The organism is Peribacillus sp. NJ4, assembly GCF_030348345.1.
GTDB lineage: Bacteria > Bacillota > Bacilli > Bacillales > DSM-1321 > Peribacillus.
This window is the reverse complement of the sequence record NZ_JAUCFQ010000001.1, coordinates 2,029,092-2,051,672: the sequence shown is the minus strand read 5'-3', so window position 1 is coordinate 2,051,672 and position 22,581 is coordinate 2,029,092. Positions and strand designations below refer to the sequence as shown.

The 22,581-nt window shown below is 41.7% G+C and carries 28 protein-coding genes; 7 read left to right on the top strand and 21 right to left on the bottom strand.

Annotation, left to right across the window (positions count from 1 at the left end; translation table 11 throughout):
- Nucleotides 1–4 precede the first annotated feature (4 nt).
- The 10 genes from spoIIAB to spoIIM all read right to left on the bottom strand — a co-directional run bounded on the left by spoIIAB (nucleotide 5) and on the right by spoIIM (nucleotide 8,537).
- Nucleotides 5–445 (bottom strand): anti-sigma F factor, encoded by a 441-nt coding sequence (gene spoIIAB / locus QUF94_RS10330; protein ID WP_289315772.1) that lies wholly within the window; start codon nucleotides 443–445, stop codon nucleotides 5–7.
- Nucleotide 446: 1 nt separating this feature from the next.
- Nucleotides 447–797 carry an anti-sigma F factor antagonist gene (spoIIAA, locus tag QUF94_RS10325; RefSeq protein WP_061463936.1) on the bottom strand — a complete coding sequence of 117 codons (351 nt, stop codon included), beginning with the start codon at nucleotides 795–797 and terminating at the stop codon, nucleotides 447–449.
- A gap of 131 nt (nucleotides 798–928) precedes the next feature.
- Nucleotides 929–2,095 (bottom strand): D-alanyl-D-alanine carboxypeptidase family protein, encoded by a 1,167-nt coding sequence (locus tag QUF94_RS10320; RefSeq protein WP_289315771.1) that lies wholly within the window; start codon nucleotides 2,093–2,095, stop codon nucleotides 929–931.
- Nucleotides 2,096–2,295: 200 nt separating this feature from the next.
- Complete coding sequence (locus QUF94_RS10315; protein WP_289315770.1) at nucleotides 2,296–3,600, bottom strand: pyrimidine-nucleoside phosphorylase; 1,305 nt, start codon at nucleotides 3,598–3,600, stop codon at nucleotides 2,296–2,298.
- Between the two features lie 66 nt (nucleotides 3,601–3,666).
- Nucleotides 3,667–4,479: a purine-nucleoside phosphorylase gene (locus QUF94_RS10310; protein WP_289315769.1), complete on the bottom strand. Its 813-nt coding sequence runs from the start codon at nucleotides 4,477–4,479 to the stop codon at nucleotides 3,667–3,669.
- The gene (gene deoB, locus QUF94_RS10305; protein WP_289315768.1) at nucleotides 4,480–5,682 is read right to left on the bottom strand and encodes a phosphopentomutase; all 1,203 of its coding nucleotides are present in this window, start codon (nucleotides 5,680–5,682) and stop codon (nucleotides 4,480–4,482) included.
- A 295-nt stretch (nucleotides 5,683–5,977) separates the two neighbouring features.
- Nucleotides 5,978–6,871: a site-specific tyrosine recombinase XerD gene (gene xerD, locus QUF94_RS10300; protein WP_289315767.1), complete on the bottom strand. Its 894-nt coding sequence runs from the start codon at nucleotides 6,869–6,871 to the stop codon at nucleotides 5,978–5,980.
- Between the two features lie 5 nt (nucleotides 6,872–6,876).
- Nucleotides 6,877–7,104 (bottom strand): YqzK family protein, encoded by a 228-nt coding sequence (locus QUF94_RS10295; RefSeq protein ID WP_095389711.1) that lies wholly within the window; start codon nucleotides 7,102–7,104, stop codon nucleotides 6,877–6,879.
- Between the two features lie 207 nt (nucleotides 7,105–7,311).
- Complete coding sequence (gene fur, locus QUF94_RS10290) at nucleotides 7,312–7,770, bottom strand: ferric iron uptake transcriptional regulator (RefSeq protein WP_289318338.1); 459 nt, start codon at nucleotides 7,768–7,770, stop codon at nucleotides 7,312–7,314.
- A 119-nt stretch (nucleotides 7,771–7,889) separates the two neighbouring features.
- A complete protein-coding gene (gene spoIIM, locus QUF94_RS10285; protein ID WP_289315766.1) occupies nucleotides 7,890–8,537 on the bottom strand; it encodes a stage II sporulation protein M in 648 nt (215 codons plus the stop codon).
- Between the two features lie 139 nt (nucleotides 8,538–8,676).
- Between spoIIM and QUF94_RS10280 the strand changes: the two genes are divergently transcribed.
- A complete protein-coding gene (locus QUF94_RS10280; protein WP_289315765.1) occupies nucleotides 8,677–9,240 on the top strand; it encodes a GNAT family N-acetyltransferase in 564 nt (187 codons plus the stop codon).
- Between the two features lie 47 nt (nucleotides 9,241–9,287).
- Here the strand turns inward: QUF94_RS10280 and QUF94_RS10275 are convergent, their stop codons facing one another.
- On the bottom strand, nucleotides 9,288–10,466 hold the full coding sequence (locus tag QUF94_RS10275) for an endonuclease Q family protein (protein WP_289315764.1): 1,179 nt from the start codon (nucleotides 10,464–10,466) through the stop codon (nucleotides 9,288–9,290).
- Nucleotides 10,467–11,018 carry an NUDIX hydrolase gene (locus QUF94_RS10270; protein ID WP_289315763.1) on the bottom strand — a complete coding sequence of 184 codons (552 nt, stop codon included), beginning with the start codon at nucleotides 11,016–11,018 and terminating at the stop codon, nucleotides 10,467–10,469. It abuts the gene before it with no gap.
- A 75-nt stretch (nucleotides 11,019–11,093) separates the two neighbouring features.
- On the opposite strand from QUF94_RS10270, the gene mciZ reads away from it, so the two are divergent.
- The 3 genes from mciZ to QUF94_RS10255 all read left to right on the top strand — a co-directional run bounded on the left by mciZ (nucleotide 11,094) and on the right by QUF94_RS10255 (nucleotide 12,953).
- Entirely contained in the window at nucleotides 11,094–11,255 is a 162-nt protein-coding gene (gene mciZ / locus QUF94_RS10265; protein ID WP_289315762.1) for a Z-ring formation inhibitor MciZ, read from the top strand.
- Between the two features lie 56 nt (nucleotides 11,256–11,311).
- A complete protein-coding gene (locus tag QUF94_RS10260) occupies nucleotides 11,312–12,220 on the top strand; it encodes an aldo/keto reductase (protein WP_289315761.1) in 909 nt (302 codons plus the stop codon).
- Between the two features lie 307 nt (nucleotides 12,221–12,527).
- Nucleotides 12,528–12,953, top strand: coding sequence for an Ohr family peroxiredoxin (locus QUF94_RS10255; protein WP_252281220.1), 426 nt, complete (start codon nucleotides 12,528–12,530; stop codon nucleotides 12,951–12,953).
- A 247-nt stretch (nucleotides 12,954–13,200) separates the two neighbouring features.
- On the opposite strand, the gene QUF94_RS10250 is transcribed toward QUF94_RS10255, so the two are convergent.
- The 3 genes from QUF94_RS10250 to QUF94_RS10240 form a co-directional block, all read right to left on the bottom strand.
- A complete protein-coding gene (locus QUF94_RS10250; protein ID WP_289315760.1) occupies nucleotides 13,201–13,362 on the bottom strand; it encodes a hypothetical protein in 162 nt (53 codons plus the stop codon).
- Between the two features lie 39 nt (nucleotides 13,363–13,401).
- Nucleotides 13,402–13,839, bottom strand: coding sequence for a MarR family winged helix-turn-helix transcriptional regulator (locus QUF94_RS10245; RefSeq protein ID WP_289315759.1), 438 nt, complete (start codon nucleotides 13,837–13,839; stop codon nucleotides 13,402–13,404).
- A 163-nt stretch (nucleotides 13,840–14,002) separates the two neighbouring features.
- Nucleotides 14,003–14,266, bottom strand: a complete 264-nt coding sequence (locus QUF94_RS10240; protein WP_289315758.1) for a YqkE family protein — start codon at nucleotides 14,264–14,266, stop codon at nucleotides 14,003–14,005.
- Between the two features lie 130 nt (nucleotides 14,267–14,396).
- On the opposite strand from QUF94_RS10240, the gene QUF94_RS10235 reads away from it, so the two are divergent.
- Complete coding sequence (locus QUF94_RS10235) at nucleotides 14,397–15,296, top strand: alpha/beta hydrolase (RefSeq protein WP_289315757.1); 900 nt, start codon at nucleotides 14,397–14,399, stop codon at nucleotides 15,294–15,296.
- Nucleotides 15,297–15,340: 44 nt separating this feature from the next.
- Here the strand turns inward: QUF94_RS10235 and QUF94_RS10230 are convergent, their stop codons facing one another.
- The 3 genes from QUF94_RS10230 to QUF94_RS10220 all read right to left on the bottom strand — a co-directional run bounded on the left by QUF94_RS10230 (nucleotide 15,341) and on the right by QUF94_RS10220 (nucleotide 17,530).
- The gene (locus QUF94_RS10230; RefSeq protein WP_289315756.1) at nucleotides 15,341–15,664 is read right to left on the bottom strand and encodes an iron-sulfur cluster biosynthesis family protein; all 324 of its coding nucleotides are present in this window, start codon (nucleotides 15,662–15,664) and stop codon (nucleotides 15,341–15,343) included.
- Nucleotides 15,665–15,911: 247 nt separating this feature from the next.
- Nucleotides 15,912–16,244, bottom strand: coding sequence for a YolD-like family protein (locus QUF94_RS10225; RefSeq protein WP_289315755.1), 333 nt, complete (start codon nucleotides 16,242–16,244; stop codon nucleotides 15,912–15,914).
- A gap of 26 nt (nucleotides 16,245–16,270) precedes the next feature.
- On the bottom strand, nucleotides 16,271–17,530 hold the full coding sequence (locus tag QUF94_RS10220) for a Y-family DNA polymerase (protein WP_289315754.1): 1,260 nt from the start codon (nucleotides 17,528–17,530) through the stop codon (nucleotides 16,271–16,273).
- Between the two features lie 413 nt (nucleotides 17,531–17,943).
- Between QUF94_RS10220 and QUF94_RS10215 the strand changes: the two genes are divergently transcribed.
- Complete coding sequence (locus QUF94_RS10215) at nucleotides 17,944–18,603, top strand: C40 family peptidase (protein ID WP_063575710.1); 660 nt, start codon at nucleotides 17,944–17,946, stop codon at nucleotides 18,601–18,603.
- Between the two features lie 89 nt (nucleotides 18,604–18,692).
- On the opposite strand, the gene QUF94_RS10210 is transcribed toward QUF94_RS10215, so the two are convergent.
- The 3 genes from QUF94_RS10210 to QUF94_RS10200 form a co-directional block, all read right to left on the bottom strand.
- Nucleotides 18,693–19,220: a DUF3221 domain-containing protein gene (locus QUF94_RS10210; RefSeq protein ID WP_289315753.1), complete on the bottom strand. Its 528-nt coding sequence runs from the start codon at nucleotides 19,218–19,220 to the stop codon at nucleotides 18,693–18,695.
- Nucleotides 19,221–19,370: 150 nt separating this feature from the next.
- Nucleotides 19,371–20,186: an SDR family NAD(P)-dependent oxidoreductase gene (locus tag QUF94_RS10205; protein WP_430103143.1), complete on the bottom strand. Its 816-nt coding sequence runs from the start codon at nucleotides 20,184–20,186 to the stop codon at nucleotides 19,371–19,373.
- Nucleotides 20,186–21,154, bottom strand: coding sequence for an MBL fold metallo-hydrolase (locus tag QUF94_RS10200; protein WP_289315751.1), 969 nt, complete (start codon nucleotides 21,152–21,154; stop codon nucleotides 20,186–20,188). Before QUF94_RS10200 ends, QUF94_RS10205 begins: the two co-directional genes overlap by 1 nt.
- Before the next feature lie 510 nt (nucleotides 21,155–21,664).
- Here QUF94_RS10200 and proC point away from each other — a divergent pair.
- Nucleotides 21,665–22,510: a pyrroline-5-carboxylate reductase gene (gene proC, locus QUF94_RS10195; RefSeq protein WP_289315750.1), complete on the top strand. Its 846-nt coding sequence runs from the start codon at nucleotides 21,665–21,667 to the stop codon at nucleotides 22,508–22,510.
- The last annotated feature ends 71 nt before the right edge of the window (nucleotides 22,511–22,581 follow it).

The window sequence follows — 22,581 nt, the reverse complement described above, 5'->3', positions numbered from 1 at the left end:
TCCCTTAATTGCACAAAGCTCTGCTTGTAGTTAAGTGCTTTTTTAATCGAATGATCGTGCCTTCGCCCTTATGGGAAATTATATGGATTTCATCCATGAAGTTTTCCATGATGGTGAATCCCATACCGGAACGTTCAAGTTCGGGTTTAGTCGTAAATAACGGCTGTTTAGCCTCCTCGACGTCCTCAATGCCCAGTCCTTCATCCCGGATGGTCAATTCCACAGTATCACCTTCGATGACCACTGAAATGTAGACCCAACCTTCAGGGTCGCTCTCATACCCATGGATAATCGAATTCGTAACGGCTTCTGACACGACAGTCTTGATCTCAGTCAATTCATCCATCGTCGGGTCCAATTGGGCAATGAAAGCCGCAACAGTTACCCTTGCAAAAGATTCATTTTGGCTTAGTGCAGAAAATTTCGTTTCCATTTTATTTTTCATCTTAGGCAACCCCCAGTCTTTGCAAAGCGTTTTTTTCGGATAGTTCCATTTTAACAATTTTAAACAACCCTGACATCTCAAATAACCGCTTTACCGCTGGAGAAATTGCACAAACCACCATTTCACCTTGCTTTTTGTTTACCTGCTTATAGCGTCCTAAAATAACTCCAAGCCCTGAACTGTCCATAAAATGCAATTCTTCCATGTTGAGGATAATATGCTTGATATTATGCTTTTGAATGGCTGCCTCTGCCTGGTTTTTCAATTTTTCTGCTGTATGATGATCTAAATCACCTTTGAGACGAATGCACAATACACGATTTTTCGCCTCCATATTAATCGTAAGACTCATTATATACAGCCTCCTTCACTGTCTTATAAAGAGTCAAATTCTCTTTTTCACCTGCAGATTCCTTCTTACTGGCAAAACTAGTGGAGATTCGCCTAAATTAGTACGATTAACAGGCATTGCGACAATTTATTCTATTTCGCTTGGGTAAACATGCCGAAAGCCCGTTTATACAATTGCCACCAGCTGGCATTTTCAACGGTTTCTTTCGCGACAATTGGAGATTCGACATACACCTTACCGTTTTTCTTCAATTCAAGTGTACCAATTTGATCGCCTTTTTTAATGGGGGCATCCAAATCTTTATCAAGAGTGATTTTTTTTGTAAAGTCCTTTGCCGTCCCGTTCTTGGTTGTCAAAACTGAAATGGGTTCACTTGTCACTCCCATCACGGATTTCTTGCTGCCTTTACTTATCTTTGCTTCACCTAACACCTCGCCGCGTTTATAAATCGGATATGTGATGTATTGTGAAAATGCATAATCCAACATCTTGGTGACCTGAGCGTTTCGTTCCTTTGGAGAAACGGCCCCGAAAACGACGGCAATGACACGCATATTCCCTTTTTTTGCTGTGGCTGTCAGACAATACTTCGCTTCATTAGTGAATCCTGTCTTCAGTCCATCCACTCCAGGGTAAAATTTCACCAATCTGTTCGTATTAACAAGCCAGAACTTCTTTTCGGTATTTTCACGGAGGTAATCTTCATATGTTCCCGTGAACCTTGTTATCGTATCGTATTTCAATAATTCCTTCGCCATGATCGACATATCATGGGCCGAACTGTAATGATCTTTAACAGGAAGGCCTGTTGCGTTTTGGAACTTCGTATTTTTTAACCCGAGGTCTTTCGCCTTTTTGTTCATTTTCCTAACGAACTCTTCTTCCGATCCAGCAAGACGTTCAGCCATCGCTACCGATGCATCATTCGCCGAACCAATCGAGATGCCCTTAAGCATTTGTTCTGTGGTCATTTCTTCACCTGGCTCGAGGAAGATCTGGGAACCGCCCATCGATGCTGCATACTCACTAGTCCTGATTTTCTCCTTCATGCTGAGTTCGCCTTTATCTATCGCTTCCATGATCAGCAGCATCGTCATGATTTTCGTCATGCTTGCCGGTGAAAGGCGAGCATCTGCATTTTTATCATAGAGTACATTGCCTGTATCCCGTTCAATCAAAATGGCTGATTTAGCATTGGCCGCCAGGTCGACTCCCTTTTCTTCAGCTGCCTCTGTATGCGGGATGCTAAAACCCATTGCTACTAATACGGTTAAAAATAGAGAAAGAATCCGCTTCATCTCCATACCCTCCAATCTTTATATGATTTATTTTTTCCATCAAACCCATTTTTATACAAATAAAGATGAATTTTGAACATATAATGGATATTGAGTAACATATTAACAAAAAATAAAAGAGGATGCGCATGGGCATCCTCTTTTAAACATTCAATGGGACAGACGTAAAAAGGCCGCTCAAAACCGCGGCCTTTTTTTTGTTATTCCATGATCTCTTTATAGATCAAAGTAGGTTTTTCCACTTTCTCTTTAGAAATCGCAATGCTTTCATACAATTTTTCCTTCACCTTTGAAACATCTTCAAAATTGCTGTAAATCGTCACAAGGGATTCACCTTTTGCCACGGATTCCCCGATTTTTTTACGGAGTACCAGTCCGACTGCCAAATCAATCTCTGATTCTTTTGTCGCCCGCCCGGCGCCTAAAAGCATAGCTGCCGTTCCTACTTCATCTGCGATGATTTCCGATACATATCCATCCTCTTTCGCTTCTAGCTCGAAAACATGAGCAGCCTGCGGAAGTTTTTCCGGCTGATCCACAACCGAACCATCGCCTCCCTGCGCTTCTAGGAAGACTTTGAATGAGTTAAGTGCAGAACCATCTTTGATCGCATTTTCAAGCAAGGTTCTTGCTTCTTCCAGCGAGCTTGCCTTTTTGGCAAGGTACACCATATGGCTTCCCAGTGTTAAAGAAAGTTCCGTTAAATCTTCCGGTCCTTCCCCTTTAAGCGTATCTATGGCTTCCTTCACTTCTAATGCATTTCCGATTGCGTAACCCAGAGGTTGGCTCATATCGGAAATGACAGCCATCGTGTTTCGCCCCACATTGTTCCCAATGCTTACCATCGCATGCGCTAACTCTTCGGAATCTTCGAGAGTTTTCATGAAAGCGCCTGCTCCCGTTTTAACATCAAGTACAATAGCATCAGCACCTGCAGCGATTTTCTTACTCATGATCGAGCCGGCAATCAAACCGATACTATTAACCGTAGCCGTAACATCGCGCAATGCATATAACTTTTTGTCCGCTGGAGTCAGGTTACCACTTTGCCCAATGACAGCTATTTTATTTTTATTGACAAGTCTAATGAACTCGTCATTTTCTATTTCGACATGGAAACCTTTTACAGACTCCAATTTATCGATCGTACCGCCTGTATGGCCGAGCCCGCGTCCTGACATCTTTGCAACTGGGACACCTACAGCAGCAACCAATGGTCCAAGCACTAGTGTTGTGGTGTCACCAACACCGCCTGTTGAATGTTTATCGACCTTAATTCCTTCAATCATCGATAAATCAATTTGATCGCCCGACTCGACCATTGCCATGGTTAAATCAGCACGTTCCTGCTCATTCATCCCTTTGAAATAAACAGCCATTGACCAGGCACTCATTTGGTAATCGGGAATCGATCCATCGGTAAACCCTTTGATAATGAACTGTATTTCTTCTGTAGAAAGAGCCTTTCCATCACGCTTTTTCTCAATTAAATCTACCATTCTCATATTGGAATCCCCACTTTTTTAAAGACACCGCTTCTCTCAGGTGTACTTGTATTTTTTTGGATCGTTTTATATGTCTTTAACGATTTGCTTAACAAATTCCAGAAAACTGCTTTTCACTTTTTCCGTCGTTTCAATTACCTCTTCATGCGACAAAGGCTGATCCAGAATGCCTGCAGCCATATTGGTAAGGCATGATATTCCAAGCACCTTCATACCGCTATGCCTTGCTACGATAACTTCCGGAACTGTCGACATCCCAACAGCATCCCCGCCAAGGATCCTTGCCATTTTCACTTCTGCCGGTGTCTCATAGGTCGGTCCTGTATTTCCGATATAGACACCTTCTTTAATATCCAGGCCTAGTGAAGATGCTATTTGTTTAGCTTGAGTCCGAAGGTCTTTATTATAAGCTTCTGACATATCAGGGAATCTAGGGCCGAAACGCTCCTCATTAGGACCAATCAATGGGTTTGCCCCCATTAAATTAATATGATCCGTAATGAGCATCAAGTCACCTGGTTCATAGCTTTCATTAACGCTTCCGGCAGCATTCGTTACAATTAGCTGCTCAACACCAAGAAGTTTCATTACACGTACTGGAAATGTGACTTTCTCCATGGAGTACCCTTCATAAAAGTGGAAACGCCCTTGCATGGCCACTACCTTTTTACCACTTAAATGACCAATCACAAGCTGTCCAGCATGTCCTTCAACAGTCGATACCGGAAATTCCGGAATTTCATGGTAAGGAATCGTTATGGGATTTTCAATTTCATCTGCCAATACTCCAAGTCCAGAACCAAGAATCAGTCCTATCTCCGGGGAGCCTTCAATCTTATTTTTTATGAATGACGCAGCTGTCTCTATTTTATTAAACATCTATTTAATCTCCCCTTTATTTAGATCGCCCAATATATTTTTCCCGAAGGCAGGCATTTTCACATCAAAATTAGCAGCGACCGTCGCCCCGATATCAGCAAATGTATCTCTTACCGGGAGCTCCGCACCTTCTGTAAATCGTTTGGAGTAGACTAATAATGGCACATATTCACGTGTGTGATCGGTTCCTTCATGTACCGGATCATTCCCATGGTCGGCAGTGATGATCAATAAATCATCCTCTTTCAGTTTATCTAGGACTTCCGGCATCCGAGCATCGAATTCTTCCAATGCCTTTCCGTATCCCTCTGGATCGCGCCTGTGACCGTATAAAGCATCGAAGTCGACCAGGTTAAGGAAACTTAGCCCTTTGAAGTCCTGTTCTATCGTTTGGATTAATTTATCCATTCCATCCATATTGGATACGGTCCTTAATGATTCTGTGACGCCTTCCCCATCAAAGATATCCGAGATTTTCCCGATTGCGAGCACATCATATCCAGAATCCTTCAATTCGTCCATTACTGTCCGGTTAAAAGGCTTCAATGCATAATCATGACGGTTAGTGGTTCTTTTGAAGCTGCCTGGTTCACCTGTGAAAGGTCTGGCAATCACGCGCCCAACCTTGAACTCATCAGCCATTGTCACCTCACGTGCAATTTCACAAATCCTGTATAATTCGTCTATCGGAACGATATCTTCATGTGCAGCAATCTGTAAAACTGAATCAGCTGATGTATATACGATCAACGCACCCGTTTTCATATGTTCCTCGCCAAGTCTTTCCATGATTTCCGTACCGCTTGCCGGGACGTTCCCAATAATTCCCCGTCCCATTTTCGCCTCGAGTTCATTGACTAACAATTCCGGAAAACCATCTGGAAATACACGGAATGGAGTGGATATATTCAACCCCATGATTTCCCAATGTCCAGTCATCGTATCTTTTCCTGTAGATGCCTCTTTCATTTTCGTATAGTATGCGAGAGGATGCTGAGCTTTATCAATCCCTTTGATTTCACGTATATTGCCTAAACCCAATTTTGCGAGAGTCGGCATGTTCAATCCATTCATTTTTTCTGCGATATGGCCAAGTGTATCCGCCCCTTTATCACCGAATAAATCTGCATCAGGTGCTTCGCCGATTCCAACAGAATCCATAACAACTACAAATATACGTTTAAATGCTGAATTTCCATTCATGAGTCATTCCTCCTAAAATAGTAATCAGTTTTATACTCTCTATAATACCCTTATACTGCACAGTTACTCTTCAAATAAATGCAATGATGATAACGTCAGAAGTCTGACCTCTCTATATTGTAAACGATTACCTAGATGGAGACAAATAATATATTTCACGAATGAAATAAAGTTCCATTGGATGTGCGCAAGAATCTCAGCAGCATTATGGGTGTCGAGACAGATCGGAAAAAGGCTGCTCCCTTCAACTGCCTCGCAGTTAAATTCACAACCTTTCTATCATTCTGCTATTCTATTATGCTCGCGGATGGAATTTTGAATATACATCCTTGATCCGTACGTTCGTAATATGTGTATAAATTTGCGTTGTCGAAATATCCGCATGACCAAGCATTTCTTGGACGGCACGTAAATCAGCCCCATTCATCAATAGATGAGTCGCGAAAGAATGTCTCAGTGTATGTGGTGTAATTTCTTTTTCTATTTGTGCCGATTTCACAAGTTTTTTTAGAATCTTCCAAAACCCCTGCCTTGTCAGCCTATTGCCATGATGATTCAAAAAAAGTGAATCTGTCCTGTGCTTTGGGCTGGACAATCTCCCTCGGGAACTTTCCATATAATGTTCAATGGCACCCAATGCCGTTTGTCCAATCGGAATGATCCTCTCTTTATTTCCTTTCCCTACACAACGGACAAAACCCATCGATGCATGAACATCACTCACATCCATGGATATCAACTCACTGACACGCATACCTGTCGCATACATCAGTTCTAGCATCGCCTTGTCTCGTAAACCGAATTCATCCATTATCTTCGGGGCTTCCAATAGTGCTTCAACCTCTTCCATGCTTAATACTTTCGGAAGGCTTCGTTCCGGTTTTGGCGTTTCTATATGTATGGACGGATCTTGATCGGTTACTTTTTCCCTTAGAAGAAATTGATGAAAAGACCGGATGGACGCAATATGACGTGCTACCGTCTTCGATGATTTCCCTTGATCCTTCAAATGCACGAGAAAATGCAAGATGTTCACCCGCCGTGAATCATTCCAGTCGTTAATGGTTTCAACATCTTTCAGATAGCCCCAATATGATTTTAAGTCGCGCTCATAGGAGACGAGCGTATTCTTGGCCAGTCCTTTTTCAATGGTTAAAAAATGAATGAAATCCCTAATTTGATTCTCCATATTCATTACTCCCCGTTTAAATAAAACAACATTAAGCGTTCAAGCCATGCATCATCACCCGTATCAACAGCCTTCGATACTTTTACAGCCATACCTTTGGGTTCATCATAACGATGATAACTCTGATATTCCTGATTTAACCATACCATTCCTATATAAAAAAGAACAGTGAAGCTAACAAAGAGAACCATCACTTTAGCCGTATGCAAAATAAGCGATAATGATGTTTTCATCATCTTTCCCCTCCCATTCGATCCTCTGTATCAATCTATGCCCAACAGGACAAGTTTTATACGTGTTTAGGTAAGGAGAAAGCAAAAACTGCACTTACGTGAGAAAATTCATTCCTTCATCCTGATATTTTCCTGATGCCTCGCAATAGGTTTTTAGCCCTTTAAAAATGCAGAAAACCTTCTCCACTAAATGGAAAAGGTCCAACTTCATTCACCTTTGTTGTCTTCTTTGTCATGACATCGATGACAAATGCCATGAAAGGTTAATCTATGGTCTTTAATCTTGAAGTTCCAGTCGCGTTCCACAATGTCTTCTACGTCTTCAAGTAGGTCTTCCTGGATCTCATCTACCGCACCACATTCCACACAAACAAGATGATGATGGAAATGCGCAGCTCCTTCTTGTCTTAAATCATAACGGGAAACCCCGTCTCCAAAGTTAATTTTATCTACTATCTTCAATTCAGTCAGCAACTCTAGCGTACGGTAAACTGTTGCCAATCCAATTTCCGGCGACTTTTCTTTGACAAGGAGGTAAACGTCTTCTGCGCTTAAATGATCCTCTTCATGCTCAAGTAAAACGCGGACGGTCGCTTCTCGCTGAGGCGTTAATTTGTAGCTGGACGAGTGCAACTGCTTTTTTATCCTATCAATTCTGTTTTCTATTTCCATACCTAATATTCCCTCCCGCGCCGCTATCCTATCCATTATATCAAATGAGGGAAAACTGTCAAAATAGATTTCTTGTTAATGATAAAAAAATTTGCGGGAACCGTAAATTTCGATCAATGACCCAATAAACTTACGACATTTTTCATTAAGGAAGGGGATAGGTACGCTTCAAATGCAGCAGCTGTAACCAAAAATAACCCCGACAAAATCAATGAGAAAATATACCGTGATATTATCGGCTTCAGTGGCTCACGAACCTGCTTAAGGAAAATCCGGCTGATCATTTTCATTGATAGTGAGACGGCAAGGACGGTTATCACGATGAATATAGGGACTATGAATATATTTTGGGGCAGAATGGCGACAAACGATAATAAAAACCCACTCCACCCCATTTGATTGACTAAAAAGCCGACTGTGAATCCAACAACCATCCCTTTTATAAATAGCAAAACCAAGATGACAGGCAAACCGATGACCGATATTCCGAGAATCCAGATGACGCCGATATATTTTATATTATGCATAATACTTTGGCTGAACATATCATGCGAAGATGCAAATTCACCTTTGGATACTTGTCCGAAAAATTGCGATAAATAATAGAACAAGTCTTCCTTTTGGGTAAAGCTCAAACTATTCACCAGTACTGCCCCAAAAATGACACCCATCAAAAAAAGCACAGTGATAAAGACATATAATGAGGAATGTTCGTTAATATGTTTCATTACGGCATTTTGTACGACAGATTTTTTTTTCATCTTTCATCCTCCCAACTCCGCTTACTAGAATCTATGTTTTCACTCTCTCATTTATGCTAAGTAAACTTTCCCCATCAACAGAACACCTTACCCTGAATTCGTGTTATAATTTTCCAAAATCATTATATGGAGGTAGGATATGAAAGCTATATTAATGGATTTCCCCGAAAAAATTGAAACCCCACGATTATATTTAAGACCATGTCAGCCTGGTGATGGCCTTGACGTTTACGAGGCCATTGTCCATTCTAAACATGAATTGAAACAGTGGCTGCCATTTGCCCATCAAGATGCGTCTCCGGAAACTTCAGAACAGAACGTTCTTAAGTCCTTTGCGGACTTTATTTTAAAAGAGGATATTAGACTTCATATTTATAGGAAAGAAGACGATCAATTCATCGGCTCCACTGGTCTGCACCGGATTAACTGGGATATCCCTAAATTCGAAATTGGCTATTGGATTGATACGAGGTACAGTAAACAAGGGTACATAATGGAAGCGGTCGAAAAGTTAACCAAATTCGCTTTCTACCATTATGGGGCAAAGCGAGTTGAAATCCGCTGTGACCCTAAGAATATTGCCAGCAAACGGATTCCCGAGAAGCTAGGGTTTATCCTTGAAGGAACTTTGCATTATGACTGTCTAAGTGCTGATGGCAAGGAATTGCGGGACACCTCCATTTATGCAAAAACTACAAACTAAAAAAAGTCCTGACAGTTAACAATCATCTGTCAGGACTTTTATTCAGGTTAGCTTTCCTTTTTGACTTTTCCGTATTTGCCTCCGCCCCCCACCTCAAAAGAAAGTGTCCCTTTTCTGGCAGAATCGATGTAGCGGGCCAATTTTTCAGGCACGATTTCCATGAGCTGTTCAAGCGTAACTTCATGAAGGATATTCATCTCTGTTCCAAATGCCACCAGCAGTTTTTCCATCGATTTAGGTCCAAGTCCTGGGATGAAATCGAGTGGTACTTGATGGATATATGGTGGCCTTTCCCTTCCATACCTTCCGTTGATTTTGGAAATGGAGAGTTCTTTGATCCTGGACGATACTCCTTTTATAATGGAGATATTACCACACTCAGGACATTGTTCACTATCCCTCAACACCTGGTGTAAACACCCTGAACATACGGTTTGATGATATTTTCCCAATAAGGGGTTCAATCCATAATTGACGGTCACCTTACGATCCCCTTTTTCTTTAAGGGCTTTTGCCAGCTCATTGAAACTTGGTTCTTCAAGCAGGACTTTTTGATATTCACGAGCGATTTTCCCAAGCGAATGAGCATCGGAATTTGTCACGAATACATAGGAGTCCAACTCCTCGATATCCTTTACCATTTCTGTATCTGAACTTAAGCCAAGTTCGATGGCATCAATCAGCTTCGGATCGAATACTTCTGTCAGACTGGACCGCACCCCTTTTCCATACAAGCTTTTAAATGGGGTGAAAACATGTGCCGGGATAAACAGGCCGCCCAGTGACTTCACCATCTTTTGCAGCGTTCTTCCATCACAATAAATCCTTTGGGAGCTCAAGGTTATATTTTTAACATGTCCGCTCATCCATGATGAGAATTCCTTCATCGCTTGTAAAGTGGGAAAATAGGCGAGGACATGGATTGGTCCATTACAATTCTGGTCATAAATTTCAATCTCCGAGCCTGGAATGATGGTTGTATTCCTGTATTGAAGTCCACCTTCCATCTTTTCCGTGATTTCGCCATCCAGAATCCCCGCTTCGATCTCTTCGATAATTTCAGGAGAATGGCAATCGATTATCCCGATTAGATCAAGGCCCTTCCTTTCACTTGCCACTTGCAGCACCTTGCTGAAGGTTAACGACTTAGCACCTGTTATTTTCACGGCCCTTCCGCTTCTCGTTCTGCCTATATGGATATGCAGGTCAGCGTAAAACTCCTTCATTTATGAAGTCATCGCCTTTTTCAACAGCAGATACTGCACGGCATATGCCGTTTTCGCATCCTGGATTTTCCCTTCATCCATATAAGTTTGAGCTTCCTCCAACGTGAGTTCAATCATCTCGACAAATTCATCTTCATCCAGTGGGGCCGCATTTTCTTTCTTTTTCAAATTGTGGGCCACATACAGGTGGACCAATTCATCGGCGAAACCTGGTGAAGTATAGAAGGATATGATGTGCTCCATTTTTTCGCATTCATAACCTGTCTCCTCTTCCAGCTCCCGTTCTGCCGACAGAACCGGTTCTTCCCCTTTTTCCAGCTTTCCTGCAGGGATTTCCACCAAGCTTCTCTCCAGCGCTTTACGGTACTGTTCAACCATGATGATTTTATTTTCTGCAGTAAGAGCTATGATTGCAACCGCTCCCGGATGTTTGACTATTTCACGTTTACCCGTTTTCCCATCAGGAAGTTCTACATCATCCACTTGCAGGCTGATTACCTTTCCTGTGAAGATTTTTTCCGAAGACAGCGTTTTTTCTTCAAATTTTTTCATCCTGACCACTCCTCTGTTCTAATTGCAGCATGATTTCTCATACATTTTACCATAATAGAGAGGGAGGGCGATTTAATGAAAGTTTACGTATTGGAAAAAAGCGTTACTTTATCCGGAAAGAGTTGGGAAATCCTTCAAAAACTAAAACAATTGCAAAATCAATATGTCTATATCAATGATTGGATTGCCGACATACACCATCAGGCGCCACCCGCTCCTTTAAAACGGATCAAGTGAATTCTTTGAGTGAAATGGATTTCTCCTTTACAATGAATGTAAAGGGAGTGGATAACATGAAAAAACGCAGACTAGGCAATTCAGAATTGCTAGTATCTGAAATCGGGCTCGGATGCATGTCATTGGGGACTGTTGAAAATCAGGCATCCGAAATCATACAGGCCGCTTTAGATGAAGGAATCAATTACTTTGATACGGCTGACTTATATGATTTCGGTATGAATGAAGAAATCGTCGGAAAGAATTTAAAATCGGTCCGCGATAAGGTATACATAGCCACCAAGGTTGGAAACCGTTGGAATGAAAATAAGGATGCCTGGAGCTGGGATCCATCTGGCTCTTATATTAAAACGGCAGTAAAAGATAGTTTAAAACGGTTGGGGACTGATTATATTGACCTTTATCAGTTACATGGAGGCACCATTTCAGACAATATCGGAGAAACGGTAGAAGCATTTGAAGAGCTGAAAAAAGAAGGCTATATCCGATATTATGGAATTTCCTCGATTCGTCCGAATGTGATCAAGGAATTCACTGAAAAATCCGAGCTCGATTCCGTAATGATGCAGTTTAATCTTCTCGACCGCCGCCCAGAAGAATGGATGTCCCTTTTGGACAACAAACAGATCAGCATCATCGCCCGTGGGCCCCTTGCTAAAGGGTTGCTTAGTGAGAAAATGCTTGCAAAGGCAAAAGAGGATGGATACCTCGACTATAGCTATAACGAGCTTAAGGACTTACTTCCGCAATTAAAGGACAAACTTTCTGATAGGAAGTTGAATGAAACGGCACTTCAATATGTATTGTCCCATCAAAGCGTCGCTACCGTTGTACCAGGAGCAAGCTCAGTACAGCAGCTCCGTGAAAACTGCCAGGCCGCTAACAGCTCTTCACTGTCCAAAACCGAGCTTGATATCTTGAAGCAGTTGACCAAAGCGAACAAATATGAAAGTCACCGGGAATAAAAAGTTGTTCGAACTAAACTAAATGTTTAAAGGAATGTCAGGACGATCTTTAGAGGCTGCCTTATCTGCGTTTAACCAACGGGATAGGCAGCCTATTTCCGTTCCGTCATTTTATTTGCCATAGTGCTTCTGTATCTCCTATCATTCTAATCCTTTCCAAACCCCACTTCTAATATATTCAGTTAATGAATTTTGATCGATAACTTCATTCGATATAGTTTTTCAACTTTTTCATTGCCATCCTAAAGTTAATGTTGTACAATTCAGTTGTGCACAATTAAAAATAAGAAGGTAAGGGAGAAAAATCATGACAAAAACATTATTTACAACATCAGTAACAGTGGATGGCGGAAGAGAAGGAACGGCTATTTCCGCTGACGGTAACTTCACGGTTGATATTGCGATGCCGGGAACGCCAAGGGCTAAACAGATGCCTGAAGCATCTAATCCGGAACAGCTTTTTGCAGCTGGATATGCTGCATGTTTTGATAGTGCCTTGCAATCAGTTGGTAAAATTGAACGAGTTTCTTTCGATTCCAAAGTCACTGCAAGCGTCAGTCTATTGATGGGTGAGATGCATCAGTACAGCTTGGCTGTAACTTTGGCCGTGAAGGGATCCGGGGTCGACAAGGAGACATTCGAAACCCTTGTTCATAAAGCACATCAAATGTGTCCTTATTCAAAAGCAATCAACGGCAATGTGGATGTCGCCATTGAAATAGATGTAGATTAATCCGACAAAAAGACGCTTGGGGGTTCCCAAGCGTCTCAGACTGTAGACAAACTCGAAGATAAACGAGTTTGCCTGCAGTTTTTTATTTTAAAAAAGTTGCAGTTGATTTCAGCCGGTGCACTTTTTTCGACCTACACCGTACTTTATTCGATCTTTCACAAATTATTTCGACTTTCATTTCACTATTCGGACGCCGAAGCAATTATTTAAGATCCACGGATTAAATCCGCCCCCTTTCCGCCGACTGTCAGCCAAGCCTCATCAAAGCAAGCGTCTGTGGGGTCTCGGCTAGCCAGTTATTCGGCAGGAGTGTCGCAAATTTCTTCAATCTACTAAGGTTTGGATAACCAAGCCTTCTTTTATAATTTGGTTTGGGATAAGACCATTCCGAATCTCCTTTTTTCGACAAACTAAAACGCTTGGGATTCCCAAGCGTTTTTCCTTTTTGCTAAAATTCCTGTAATGTTTTCAATAGTTGGAGCAGTGAAGCTTTCAAATCCTCAACCACCCTCTTATCCTCACCCGACATAGCCGAAATGCGATCGGGAATGAAACAGGCCTCTTCCTGTAAACCATGTCCCTTTTCCGTCAGCTTTATCATGACAGACCGTTCATCTTCAGTGGAACGTTCACGGACAATCAAGCCATTCTGCTCCATTCGTTTCAACATGGGGGTTAGCGTTCCTGAGTCGAGGGCAAGCAGCTCCCCTAGTTTTTTCACTGTAAGTGTATCCTGTTCCCATAGTAGAAGAAGAACCAGATATTGAGGGTATGTCACTTCGAGTTTATCAAGCAGCGGTTTATATTTTTTCGTCATTTCCCTTGAACTTGCATAAAGCAGGAAACATAATTGGTTTTCCAGTACATTTTCTATTTTACTTTGCATCATATCACCAGCTAATAGTAGTCCATCCGATATGAAAGCATATCGAACTTATCTTTAATATAATCGTTATACTTTATAAAATAAAGGAATATCAGCAAGGAATGGTCCTCCTGAACAGAAAAAGGGAGCCAGCCCTCTTAAAACTTAAACTGCTCCCTGTTCTTCATTTATAGTTCTTCCAGTTCATATTGCTTTCACCCAATAGTTCTTCGAATGATTTGTTCTTCTCCCGCTGCTTTCTTTCTTCGCGTTTTTTTTCTTCTTCCGCTGCCATTTTCTCTTGTTCAGCCTCATTCAGTTCCTTTTGCTTTTGACGAAGCTGGGACATGATATCTTGATTGATCATATCACCAAGTTTCAATGATGATGATGAATCTTTATCTTGGTTTTTGCTTTGATTTTGATTTCGCGGCTGTTTCTTTTTCATCCTTAAAACCTCCTGGCCATTTATGAAATTATTATATCACGACTGCCGTTTTCCTCGTTATGGTTTTCAAACAGTGTTTTCCCATTTCCCTCATGGTAAAATAAAGAAAATCAACCGAGGAGGATCCTTCATGAAGAAATGGTGGTTTACACTCGCTGGAATCCTAACCTATATCATCGGCGTCGGCATTTATTTTTCCAATCGGATCATGTACATGAAAAAAAAGGAAGCTGATTTTATCCAGAATCGTGAAATCACGGCTAAACGCCTGATCAGGGAGGATTTTGATAATCTGCCTAAAACGGAAATTTGGGTATCCTCACCATCCGGATATTCCTTGAAATGCTTGTTTATCGAACCGCACGATACCAATAAATGGATGGTCATTTCCCATGGTGTGACGGAGAACAAAGTCAATTCCATTAAGTACATGAATATTTTTCTTAAGCGGGGCTTCAATGCCATCATTTATGACCACCGCCGGCATGGGGATTCCGGTGGCAAGACGAGCAGTTATGGACATTATGAAAAATTCGACCTGAAGGCCGTAATCGATGAATTGAAAAGGCGTAAAGGTTCTGATCTTCATATTGGCATTCATGGAGAATCCATGGGGGCCGTAACCCTGCTTTTATATGCCGGAATGCTTGAAGATGGTGCTGACTTTTACATTGCGGACTGTCCATTTTCAAATTTCGAGGATCAGATCAAACACCAGCTCAAGCTTGAAATCCCATTTCCCTCTTGGACCGTGTTTCCGCTTGGGCGTACGTTCATCAAACTCCGTGATGGATATTGGACCAATGAAGTGTCCCCAATCGATTATATGAAAAATATCCGAAACCCTGTGCTCTTCATCCATAGTGAGAATGACAGCTTTATTCCTGCTTCCATGACAGCGGAATTATATGCAGCAAAAGAGGGCCCAAAGCAGTTGTACATCGCTAAAAAAGGGGCCCATGCTCAATCTTATAATGAAAATCCAAAAGAATATGAAAATCAAATCGATCAGTTTCTCGAACTTGTCTGAGAAGAAAATGAGAGGGATCCAAGATTCCCTCTCATTTTCTTCAGTTAGATTTTATTAAAATAGCTCATCCTCGGATTTAAGATTTGATTCGGACTTTTTAACTGAAAGCTGTTCGCTTCCGGAACAAAGTCTATTTTCATGACTTCATCCAAAAAAATCATTTTTGATTTCTCCACATATAGAGGGATTCCGTTTGTTTCCGCTTTTTCGGTACCTTCCTCAGGTTCGGTGACCAACCATAGCGCCGTCACACCACTTACCACGCAGCCACAGCCATCAGTATCATATTTCAACTGTAAATATCCTTCTTGTCCCTGTACCTTATCGGCTATTTTCTCAGCCGCTCTTTCCGTCCATTCAATATACATGATTACATGCCTCCCGATGTCTTTGCATTCCCCCATTATAAACGATAAAAATGTTTCTGTTAACGAAACTGCCTGCTTCCTTCTGCAAGATCGGCCGACATGAAAATCACTTTTTCCATTGACCGTGCTACAAGTCAGATTCTCTTTTGCCCAATGATTTCCTTTTATCAAGAAGAAAATACAGTAAAGAGGATCGATGTCGTTTCGAAAATGAAAGGCTGTCCCTTGAGAACAGCCCTTCCGCTCATTATTCCATTATCCTTACATCCGCTATATCGGAAAGCCTGATATAGTGAGCCTGCTGAAAGCGATCAACGATATGAAGCTTTTGGGTGAGCTCATTATAATAATGGATCCTGCCGATTAACAGCTGATACCGGTTTCCTTCATAATGAGCAATCGCGACATCCTTTCTTTCCTCCATCGCTTCCCCCATTACCGCATTCATTTCTTCCAGTTGCTGCTCATCCAGGATGCGCTCCGTTTCATAGCCATCCTCCACCACCCAATCCCGCAGCATCTTCACATGCTCCGGCAACATCATCGATGTCCATTTGATACGGCCGCGATCACGAATCATTCTTTTCCCTCCCTTCAAAGTCAACCTTACGCCTTATGCCCACCAAGCAGCCTGCTTCGGTGAACAGCTGTACCCGCTTCTGTATACGAAACTGCACGCAATAACGATTTGGGTCCATATTTATGGCGGATTCGATCAACCGTGTAACTCAATTCCCGCTTTTTCCAGCGCGAAGCATCAAATAAAGTCAGCTGCATTTCGTTATCATCCACAATATTCGAGAGTCTGACCTCTATGCTCCGAACCGTTTTTTGCTTATAGTTCTCATGAAAAAGCTCCAGGCAAACTTTATATAACTCCATCGTAATGTTGGTCGGTTCGCTGATCGAACGCGAACGATGGAAACCACCGCCAAACTCATCCTTACTGTAACCAATGCTTAGGCTGACCGTCCTTCCTGCCTTGCGATGGGTACGTGCCCTTCTTCCAACTTCTTCGCAAATTTCCAGCATGACCTGCTTGACCTCATGCTCCGCCTTATAATCCCTAAGCAGGATTTGACTTTTGCCAAAGCTGACCTGCCCTTCAATGATCACTGCCCCCATATCCGATAAATCTATTCCCCACGCATGGTGGTAAAGCTGATTGCCCATAATTCCAAACTTCGCTTCAAGTAATTCAAGATCATAATTGGCAAGCTGCCCAACCGTGAATATTCCCATTCCGTGAAGGGTTTTTTCTACGCGCCTGCCGATTCCCCACATTTCACGAAGCGGGGAAATCGGCCAAAGTTTGTTTGGCACATCCTCATACTTCCATTCTGCAATCCCTTTATGTTTGGCTTCCAAATCCAGGCAAAGTTTTGCCATAAGCATGTTCGGACCAATTCCAATGGCACAGGGGAGCTGTAATTCCCGTTCGATTTCATCTTTTATCTTTTCAGCTATCACCCGGGCATCTCCCCATAAAGAAGCGGCACCATCGACTTTCACAAAACTTTCGTCCACACTATACACGTGAATCGCTTCTTTGGGCACATAACGGTTGAACAAGCGGGTGATTTCCGTCGAGACCCTTAAATAGGTCGCCATTTTGGGTTCAACGACGACAATCCTTGGATCATTCGGAATCTCAAACATCCGCGAACCTGTCTTGATGCCAAATTCCTTCTTCATTTTTGGAGAAGCTGCAAGCACAATGCTCCCCGTCCTCTTCAAATCACCAACCACCGCCAGATAACAATCGAGTGGGTCCAGACCAAGCATGACCGCAGAACAGCTTGCATAAAAACTTTTCATATCGATACACATAATTGATTGTTTCGGCATCGTCCCATAATCCATCATTTCTTCACCCTAACAAGAATATACGTTCGCTTTTATTATATTCATAACTTTAACCGAATATACGTTCTTATTCAATGGAAGTTTTCATACAAATTTCTACTTTTTATTGTAATTTCCTTGAAAAATATAATAGACCCTAAAAACGGATAAATTGCCATATTTAAACTATGTTTCCATATAGTTTTTTTAAAATAGATTAATTAGTAACTTGAATAATTTCAAGTGGATCCATATGCTTAGTTTTTTAAAATTCATCCACCCTTTTCAACAGGCTTTCGTCTATTTAATTTTAGTCTTACTACTCATTTTTTGTAATGTAATTGTAACCAAAATTATGTCTAATTGTCATAATGGTATTGTAGGATAATATTGTTAAGAATAATAGAGAGATAGATAGAGAGGAAATGAAAATTATGAAGAAATGGATCGCTTCAGCTGCTGTTGCATCTGCCATGATGCTAACCCCACTGCAAGCCTTTGCAAATATCGGAGATCAAACCCTCAGACCCGGAATGACACATAGTGATGTCAAACAACTACAACAACTTTTAAAAACCAAAGGTTATTTCACATATTCAGGTTCACTTACTACATATTACGGCACGTATTCTGTATCTGCAGTAAAAAAATTCCAAAAAGCCAAAGGCTTAACTGTCGACGGAATTGCCGGCCGAGGCACATTTAATGCGCTTGGTGTTTATAATGTCAATAATACAAGCCTGATTAGCTATGCAAAAACCTTAATAGGCAAACCCTATAAATGGGGCGGGACAACACCGACTGGATTCGACTGCTCAGGCTTCGTCTATTACGTATTCCAGAAATCACAAGGAATTACCTTACCGCGTACAACATCATTGCTCTATTCCAATACAGGTTTAAAAGTATCATCACCAGCTAAAGGTGATCTTGTATTCTTTGATACTTCTTCTGGAAGAACAGGAGTATCCCATGTTGGGATCTATATCGGAAATGGTCAATTCATTAGTGCTACGTCTTCTAAAGGAATAACCATCACGGATATGGATAATTCTTATTGGAAACCAAAATATTTAGGTGCGAAAACGTTATAAAATCCAGGACATGAGCTCATCCTTGTGAGCGAAATCCCATTAAAAAAACCGGACTGAATTCATAAATGATTCAGTCCGTTTTTTTTGATTTATTTTATATATAATATTTCATCCGTTAAATCCTCTACAGTCACCATGAATGATGAATCCAAATTGGAACGATTCATCATTTCAATATTATACACATGCTCTGAGGGCAAATGGACGACATCGAGAACCATGAATCGCTGACTTTCCGCTTTGCTGACATGATCGAGGGCAGCAGTGACCGCCCTTTGTTCGGCCAAACTTTTTTCATCCGTCAAAACAAGAATCAATTCCGCTTCCGCTTTCCCAGGAAATGATTTCTTGACCCCGCCCCGGTGCCATGGTTTCACTTTCATCCCGATTTCCAGGTCAGAGAAATCGAGGTCATTACCATGTTGATCTTGAATATATGTATCATTGGTCACCTTATAGTACGTCCCTTTAATCAAAATCCTTTTATCGTCAAGATCCGTAATGAAACCTTCTTCCCCCTTATCTATGGCTTCATGCATGTTCCAATCAGAGGATTGACAGCTAACCAGAATAAAGGCAACAATTATATATATAAAAAGGTTTACAATCATCTTCATGAAAATCCCTCCTAAGAAATAGACGGATTCCCCATGAAATAGTTACCAATTTATTCGGAATAAAACTTCCGTTATTTCATAAAAAAGGGGAATGTCATCGACATTCCCCTTTGCCTATTATTAGACCATCTTTCGCCTTTTTGAACTAGCCTACTTTTTAAAAAATGCTTTTTTCCCTAATGTTTCGGTGATCTTTGGAAACATGTTATACCATTTCCCAGCTAAATTCATCCAGCCAGGGAGGTTGATTTCCCTCTTATTGGTCAGCATCGCCGCTACGATTTTAGCCGCGACATCTCCAGGTTTAAGCATGAACTTTTCGACATTCTTTAAATATGTCCCTGATTCATCCGCAATGTTAAAGAAATTCGTTTCTATGGGTCCGGGATTGACGGTGGTCACAAAAACATGATCATCCATCAGCTCAAGCCGAAGTGCGTTTGAATAGCCAAGAACTGCGAACTTGGTCGAAGAGTACAATGTTGATTTAGGAGTGGCAATTTTACCGGCCTGTGAAGCGATATTGATGATATGCCCCGATTTTCTCTGCTTCATATACGGAAGAACCAGCTTTGTGCAGGCCATTAATCCAATGACGTTGACAGCAAACATTGCTTTCGTTTCATTCAATTCCGTATCCTGCGCTTCTTTAAACGTGCCGAAACCAGCATTGTTGACCAACACATCCACTTCACCTATTTGCGCATGGATGTCATTAAATACATTTGTCACCTGATCAGTGTCTGCAACGTCGAGCTTATAGGCATATGCATCAATTCCATATTGGTTGATTAGTTCATTCTTTAGCTGTAGTAATTTATCCATGCTTCTGGCCAAGAGGACAAGACGGGCTCCCTGCTTTGCACTTCGGATGGCAACTTCCTTGCCAATCCCTCCGGAAGCACCGGTAATAACAATAACTTTGCCTTGCAACTTATTCAAAAAAAGTGGCCTCCTTGCTAACATTAAGCGATTGAATACAGAATGACCCCTGATTGGATTTCTGTTTCGACTTCACCCAAGTCTTCTAAATAGTCCAGCTGACCGACCGTTTCCGAAAGTGTCAGGCCCACTTCCTGAAGGTATACTTTTGGAAAAAGCTGCTGACACACTTCAAAGGCCGATAAAGGCTTATCTTGAAGCATGCTTTTCACCTGCATGGCACGGTTATGCTGCCGCTCGAATCGATATTGAATCAAGTCGGCAACCTCATCTCCTTCCACTTCAGATCCATGTCCGGAATAAACAGTGGAAATCGAAAAATCCAATAATTTCTGAAGTGATGCATTATATTGCAGTAACGGACGAGGCCTCATGCCTCCCGGAAGTAAAGGCGGTTCCAGTAATGGATTTGGTGAAATCTTGGCAAGCAAGTGATCGCCCGCAATCATGACCCCGTCACTTTCCCGGTAAAAGGATAAATGGCTTTGCGCATGCCCTGGAGTCTCGATCACTTTCCAGCCTGGAAGACCAGGAAGCTCATCCCCCTCAGCCAAATATCCATGCAGCTTCCGTTCACTAAGGAAACTGATTTCGTCGCGGCTATGGATCAGTTTATTTTTCAGCTCTTCTGCCACTCCGAACTTTTTGGCATAATCAAGGAAAAAACGATTATGGGTTTCAAGGAACTCATCACTGATAGTAAGCCAGCGCTGATTGTTTTTATGTCCATAAACCGGGATTTCTTTATCGAAGAAATCGAGTGCACCAGCATGATCAGGGTGATGATGGGTTAAAATGATTTGTTCGATATCGGTCAGTTTCAGACCCAAATCCCCAAGCCCGATAGTCAAGGCTTCCTTTGATCGTTTGGTTTTAACACCAGTATCAATGAGCGTCAAGGCATCCCCTTTAACTACATAAACATTCACATCACCCACTGCAAACGGCGTGGGCAAAGCAATTTTCGCAATATTTCCATTCCAATTCGCCATAATCTTTTCCACCTTAGAAATTATATTTATATAAATCTTTTTATACGCTAAACAGGATTCTAAGTATACTTATCATGTATAATTACCATTTTACATGTATTTTTAATTACTGTCATTATTTTCACATAATTCATGTCTATTTTTTGTCGTCCATGCATATATTATCATTGACAGAGTACTGATATATCCTTCATAATCACAAGTAATTAAAGACGGCATGGCTTTGATTAAGGCCAAGTAAATTTATTGATGGCGTAAAGAGAGTGAAGCTGGAATGTGCTGAAAGGCTTCATCGCCCCCTCATTATTGAACCTACCTTATGAGCCTTCAGGAAAACCTGACGTAATTCCCGCGTTAGAGGATTCAAGTGCAGCATTTCTGTTTATTTATTATGGAAAAGTTGAACAAAGGTGGTACCACGGAAGCTAGACCTTTCGTCCTTTATTGGATGAGGGGTCTTTTTGTTTTTCAAAAAAAGCCAGAAATTTAATAGGAAAAGGAGCGGAAAATATGAAAAAAATCGCGTTTATCGGAGCTGGATCGATGGCAGAAGCAATCATTTCGGGGCTGGTGACCCAACAGGTAATTGACCCAGCAAATATTTTTGTAACTAATAAATCCAATGATGATAGGTTCAATTATTTAAAGGAACAATACGGTGTAACTACCACAAGATCGCTGAAGCTTTTAGTACAGGATGCAAACCTTGTCGTACTGGCCGTGAAACCGAAAGATATTTTAGAAACGATGCAATCAATAAAAGAATATATTCGGGAAGAAATGCTATTCATTTCAGTTGTGGCCGGGGTTCAAACTGCAAGCTTGGAAGGAATCGCCAACAAGCGGTTCTCGATTGTCCGTGCCATGCCTAATACATCGGCAGCTGTGGGAAAATCAGCAACGGCCCTTGCGGCTAATGGTCATACGAAAGAATCGCAATTACAAACGGCGATTACTCTCTTTGAAACGGTGGGTACGGTGGCAGTCGTTGACGAAACGCAGCTCGATGCGGTAACAGGCTTATCAGGAAGCGGACCGGCTTATATTTATTACTTGGTCGAAGCATTGGAAAAATCAGCAGAAGAAATAGGTCTCGATTCCGAAACCGCGAAGCAATTAATTCTCCAGACACTGATGGGTGCGGCCGATATGTTGCAGAAATCACCTAAAACCCCAGCCGTGCTAAGAAAGGAAGTAACTTCACCAGGCGGAACGACCGAAGCAGGTCTGAAAGCACTTCAAGCACATCAAGTGCAAGAAGCATTCATTGCCTGTGTACAAGAAGCGACTGAGCAATCGAAGCGAATGGGCAATCAAATAAGTAAAGAACTTGCCAAGCATGTAGTTTCTCAGTAAATGCCCAGAAATGATGATTGGCTGTTGACTAGCACTCCCTTACAGGAAGCGGCTAGGCAACAGCCCTTTTA

What these genes read in the sequence shown, in the direction of transcription:
- spoIIAB (WP_289315772.1), bottom strand. Translation starts at nt 445, where the DNA reads ATGAAAAATAAAATGGAAACGAAATTTTCTGCACTAAGCCAAAATGAA.
- spoIIAA (WP_061463936.1), bottom strand. Translation starts at nt 797, where the DNA reads ATGAGTCTTACGATTAATATGGAGGCGAAAAATCGTGTATTGTGCATT.
- QUF94_RS10320 (WP_289315771.1), bottom strand. Translation starts at nt 2,095, where the DNA reads ATGAAGCGGATTCTTTCTCTATTTTTAACCGTATTAGTAGCAATGGGT.
- QUF94_RS10315 (WP_289315770.1), bottom strand. Translation starts at nt 3,600, where the DNA reads ATGAGAATGGTAGATTTAATTGAGAAAAAGCGTGATGGAAAGGCTCTT.
- QUF94_RS10310 (WP_289315769.1), bottom strand. Translation starts at nt 4,479, where the DNA reads ATGTTTAATAAAATAGAGACAGCTGCGTCATTCATAAAAAATAAGATT.
- deoB (WP_289315768.1), bottom strand. Translation starts at nt 5,682, where the DNA reads ATGAATGGAAATTCAGCATTTAAACGTATATTTGTAGTTGTTATGGAT.
- xerD (WP_289315767.1), bottom strand. Translation starts at nt 6,871, where the DNA reads ATGGAGAATCAAATTAGGGATTTCATTCATTTTTTAACCATTGAAAAA.
- QUF94_RS10295 (WP_095389711.1), bottom strand. Translation starts at nt 7,104, where the DNA reads ATGAAAACATCATTATCGCTTATTTTGCATACGGCTAAAGTGATGGTT.
- spoIIM (WP_289315766.1), bottom strand. Translation starts at nt 8,537, where the DNA reads ATGAAAAAAAAATCTGTCGTACAAAATGCCGTAATGAAACATATTAAC.
- QUF94_RS10280 (WP_289315765.1), top strand. Translation starts at nt 8,677, where the DNA reads ATGAAAGCTATATTAATGGATTTCCCCGAAAAAATTGAAACCCCACGA.
- QUF94_RS10275 (WP_289315764.1), bottom strand. Translation starts at nt 10,466, where the DNA reads ATGAAGGAGTTTTACGCTGACCTGCATATCCATATAGGCAGAACGAGA.
- QUF94_RS10270 (WP_289315763.1), bottom strand. Translation starts at nt 11,018, where the DNA reads ATGAAAAAATTTGAAGAAAAAACGCTGTCTTCGGAAAAAATCTTCACA.
- mciZ (WP_289315762.1), top strand. Translation starts at nt 11,094, where the DNA reads ATGAAAGTTTACGTATTGGAAAAAAGCGTTACTTTATCCGGAAAGAGT.
- QUF94_RS10260 (WP_289315761.1), top strand. Translation starts at nt 11,312, where the DNA reads ATGAAAAAACGCAGACTAGGCAATTCAGAATTGCTAGTATCTGAAATC.
- QUF94_RS10255 (WP_252281220.1), top strand. Translation starts at nt 12,528, where the DNA reads ATGACAAAAACATTATTTACAACATCAGTAACAGTGGATGGCGGAAGA.
- QUF94_RS10245 (WP_289315759.1), bottom strand. Translation starts at nt 13,839, where the DNA reads ATGCAAAGTAAAATAGAAAATGTACTGGAAAACCAATTATGTTTCCTG.
- QUF94_RS10240 (WP_289315758.1), bottom strand. Translation starts at nt 14,266, where the DNA reads ATGAAAAAGAAACAGCCGCGAAATCAAAATCAAAGCAAAAACCAAGAT.
- QUF94_RS10235 (WP_289315757.1), top strand. Translation starts at nt 14,397, where the DNA reads ATGAAGAAATGGTGGTTTACACTCGCTGGAATCCTAACCTATATCATC.
- QUF94_RS10230 (WP_289315756.1), bottom strand. Translation starts at nt 15,664, where the DNA reads ATGTATATTGAATGGACGGAAAGAGCGGCTGAGAAAATAGCCGATAAG.
- QUF94_RS10225 (WP_289315755.1), bottom strand. Translation starts at nt 16,244, where the DNA reads ATGATTCGTGATCGCGGCCGTATCAAATGGACATCGATGATGTTGCCG.
- QUF94_RS10220 (WP_289315754.1), bottom strand. Translation starts at nt 17,530, where the DNA reads ATGATGGATTATGGGACGATGCCGAAACAATCAATTATGTGTATCGAT.
- QUF94_RS10215 (WP_063575710.1), top strand. Translation starts at nt 17,944, where the DNA reads ATGAAGAAATGGATCGCTTCAGCTGCTGTTGCATCTGCCATGATGCTA.
- QUF94_RS10210 (WP_289315753.1), bottom strand. Translation starts at nt 19,220, where the DNA reads ATGAAGATGATTGTAAACCTTTTTATATATATAATTGTTGCCTTTATT.
- QUF94_RS10205 (WP_430103143.1), bottom strand. Translation starts at nt 20,186, where the DNA reads ATGTTAGCAAGGAGGCCACTTTTTTTGAATAAGTTGCAAGGCAAAGTT.
- QUF94_RS10200 (WP_289315751.1), bottom strand. Translation starts at nt 21,154, where the DNA reads ATGGCGAATTGGAATGGAAATATTGCGAAAATTGCTTTGCCCACGCCG.
- proC (WP_289315750.1), top strand. Translation starts at nt 21,665, where the DNA reads ATGAAAAAAATCGCGTTTATCGGAGCTGGATCGATGGCAGAAGCAATC.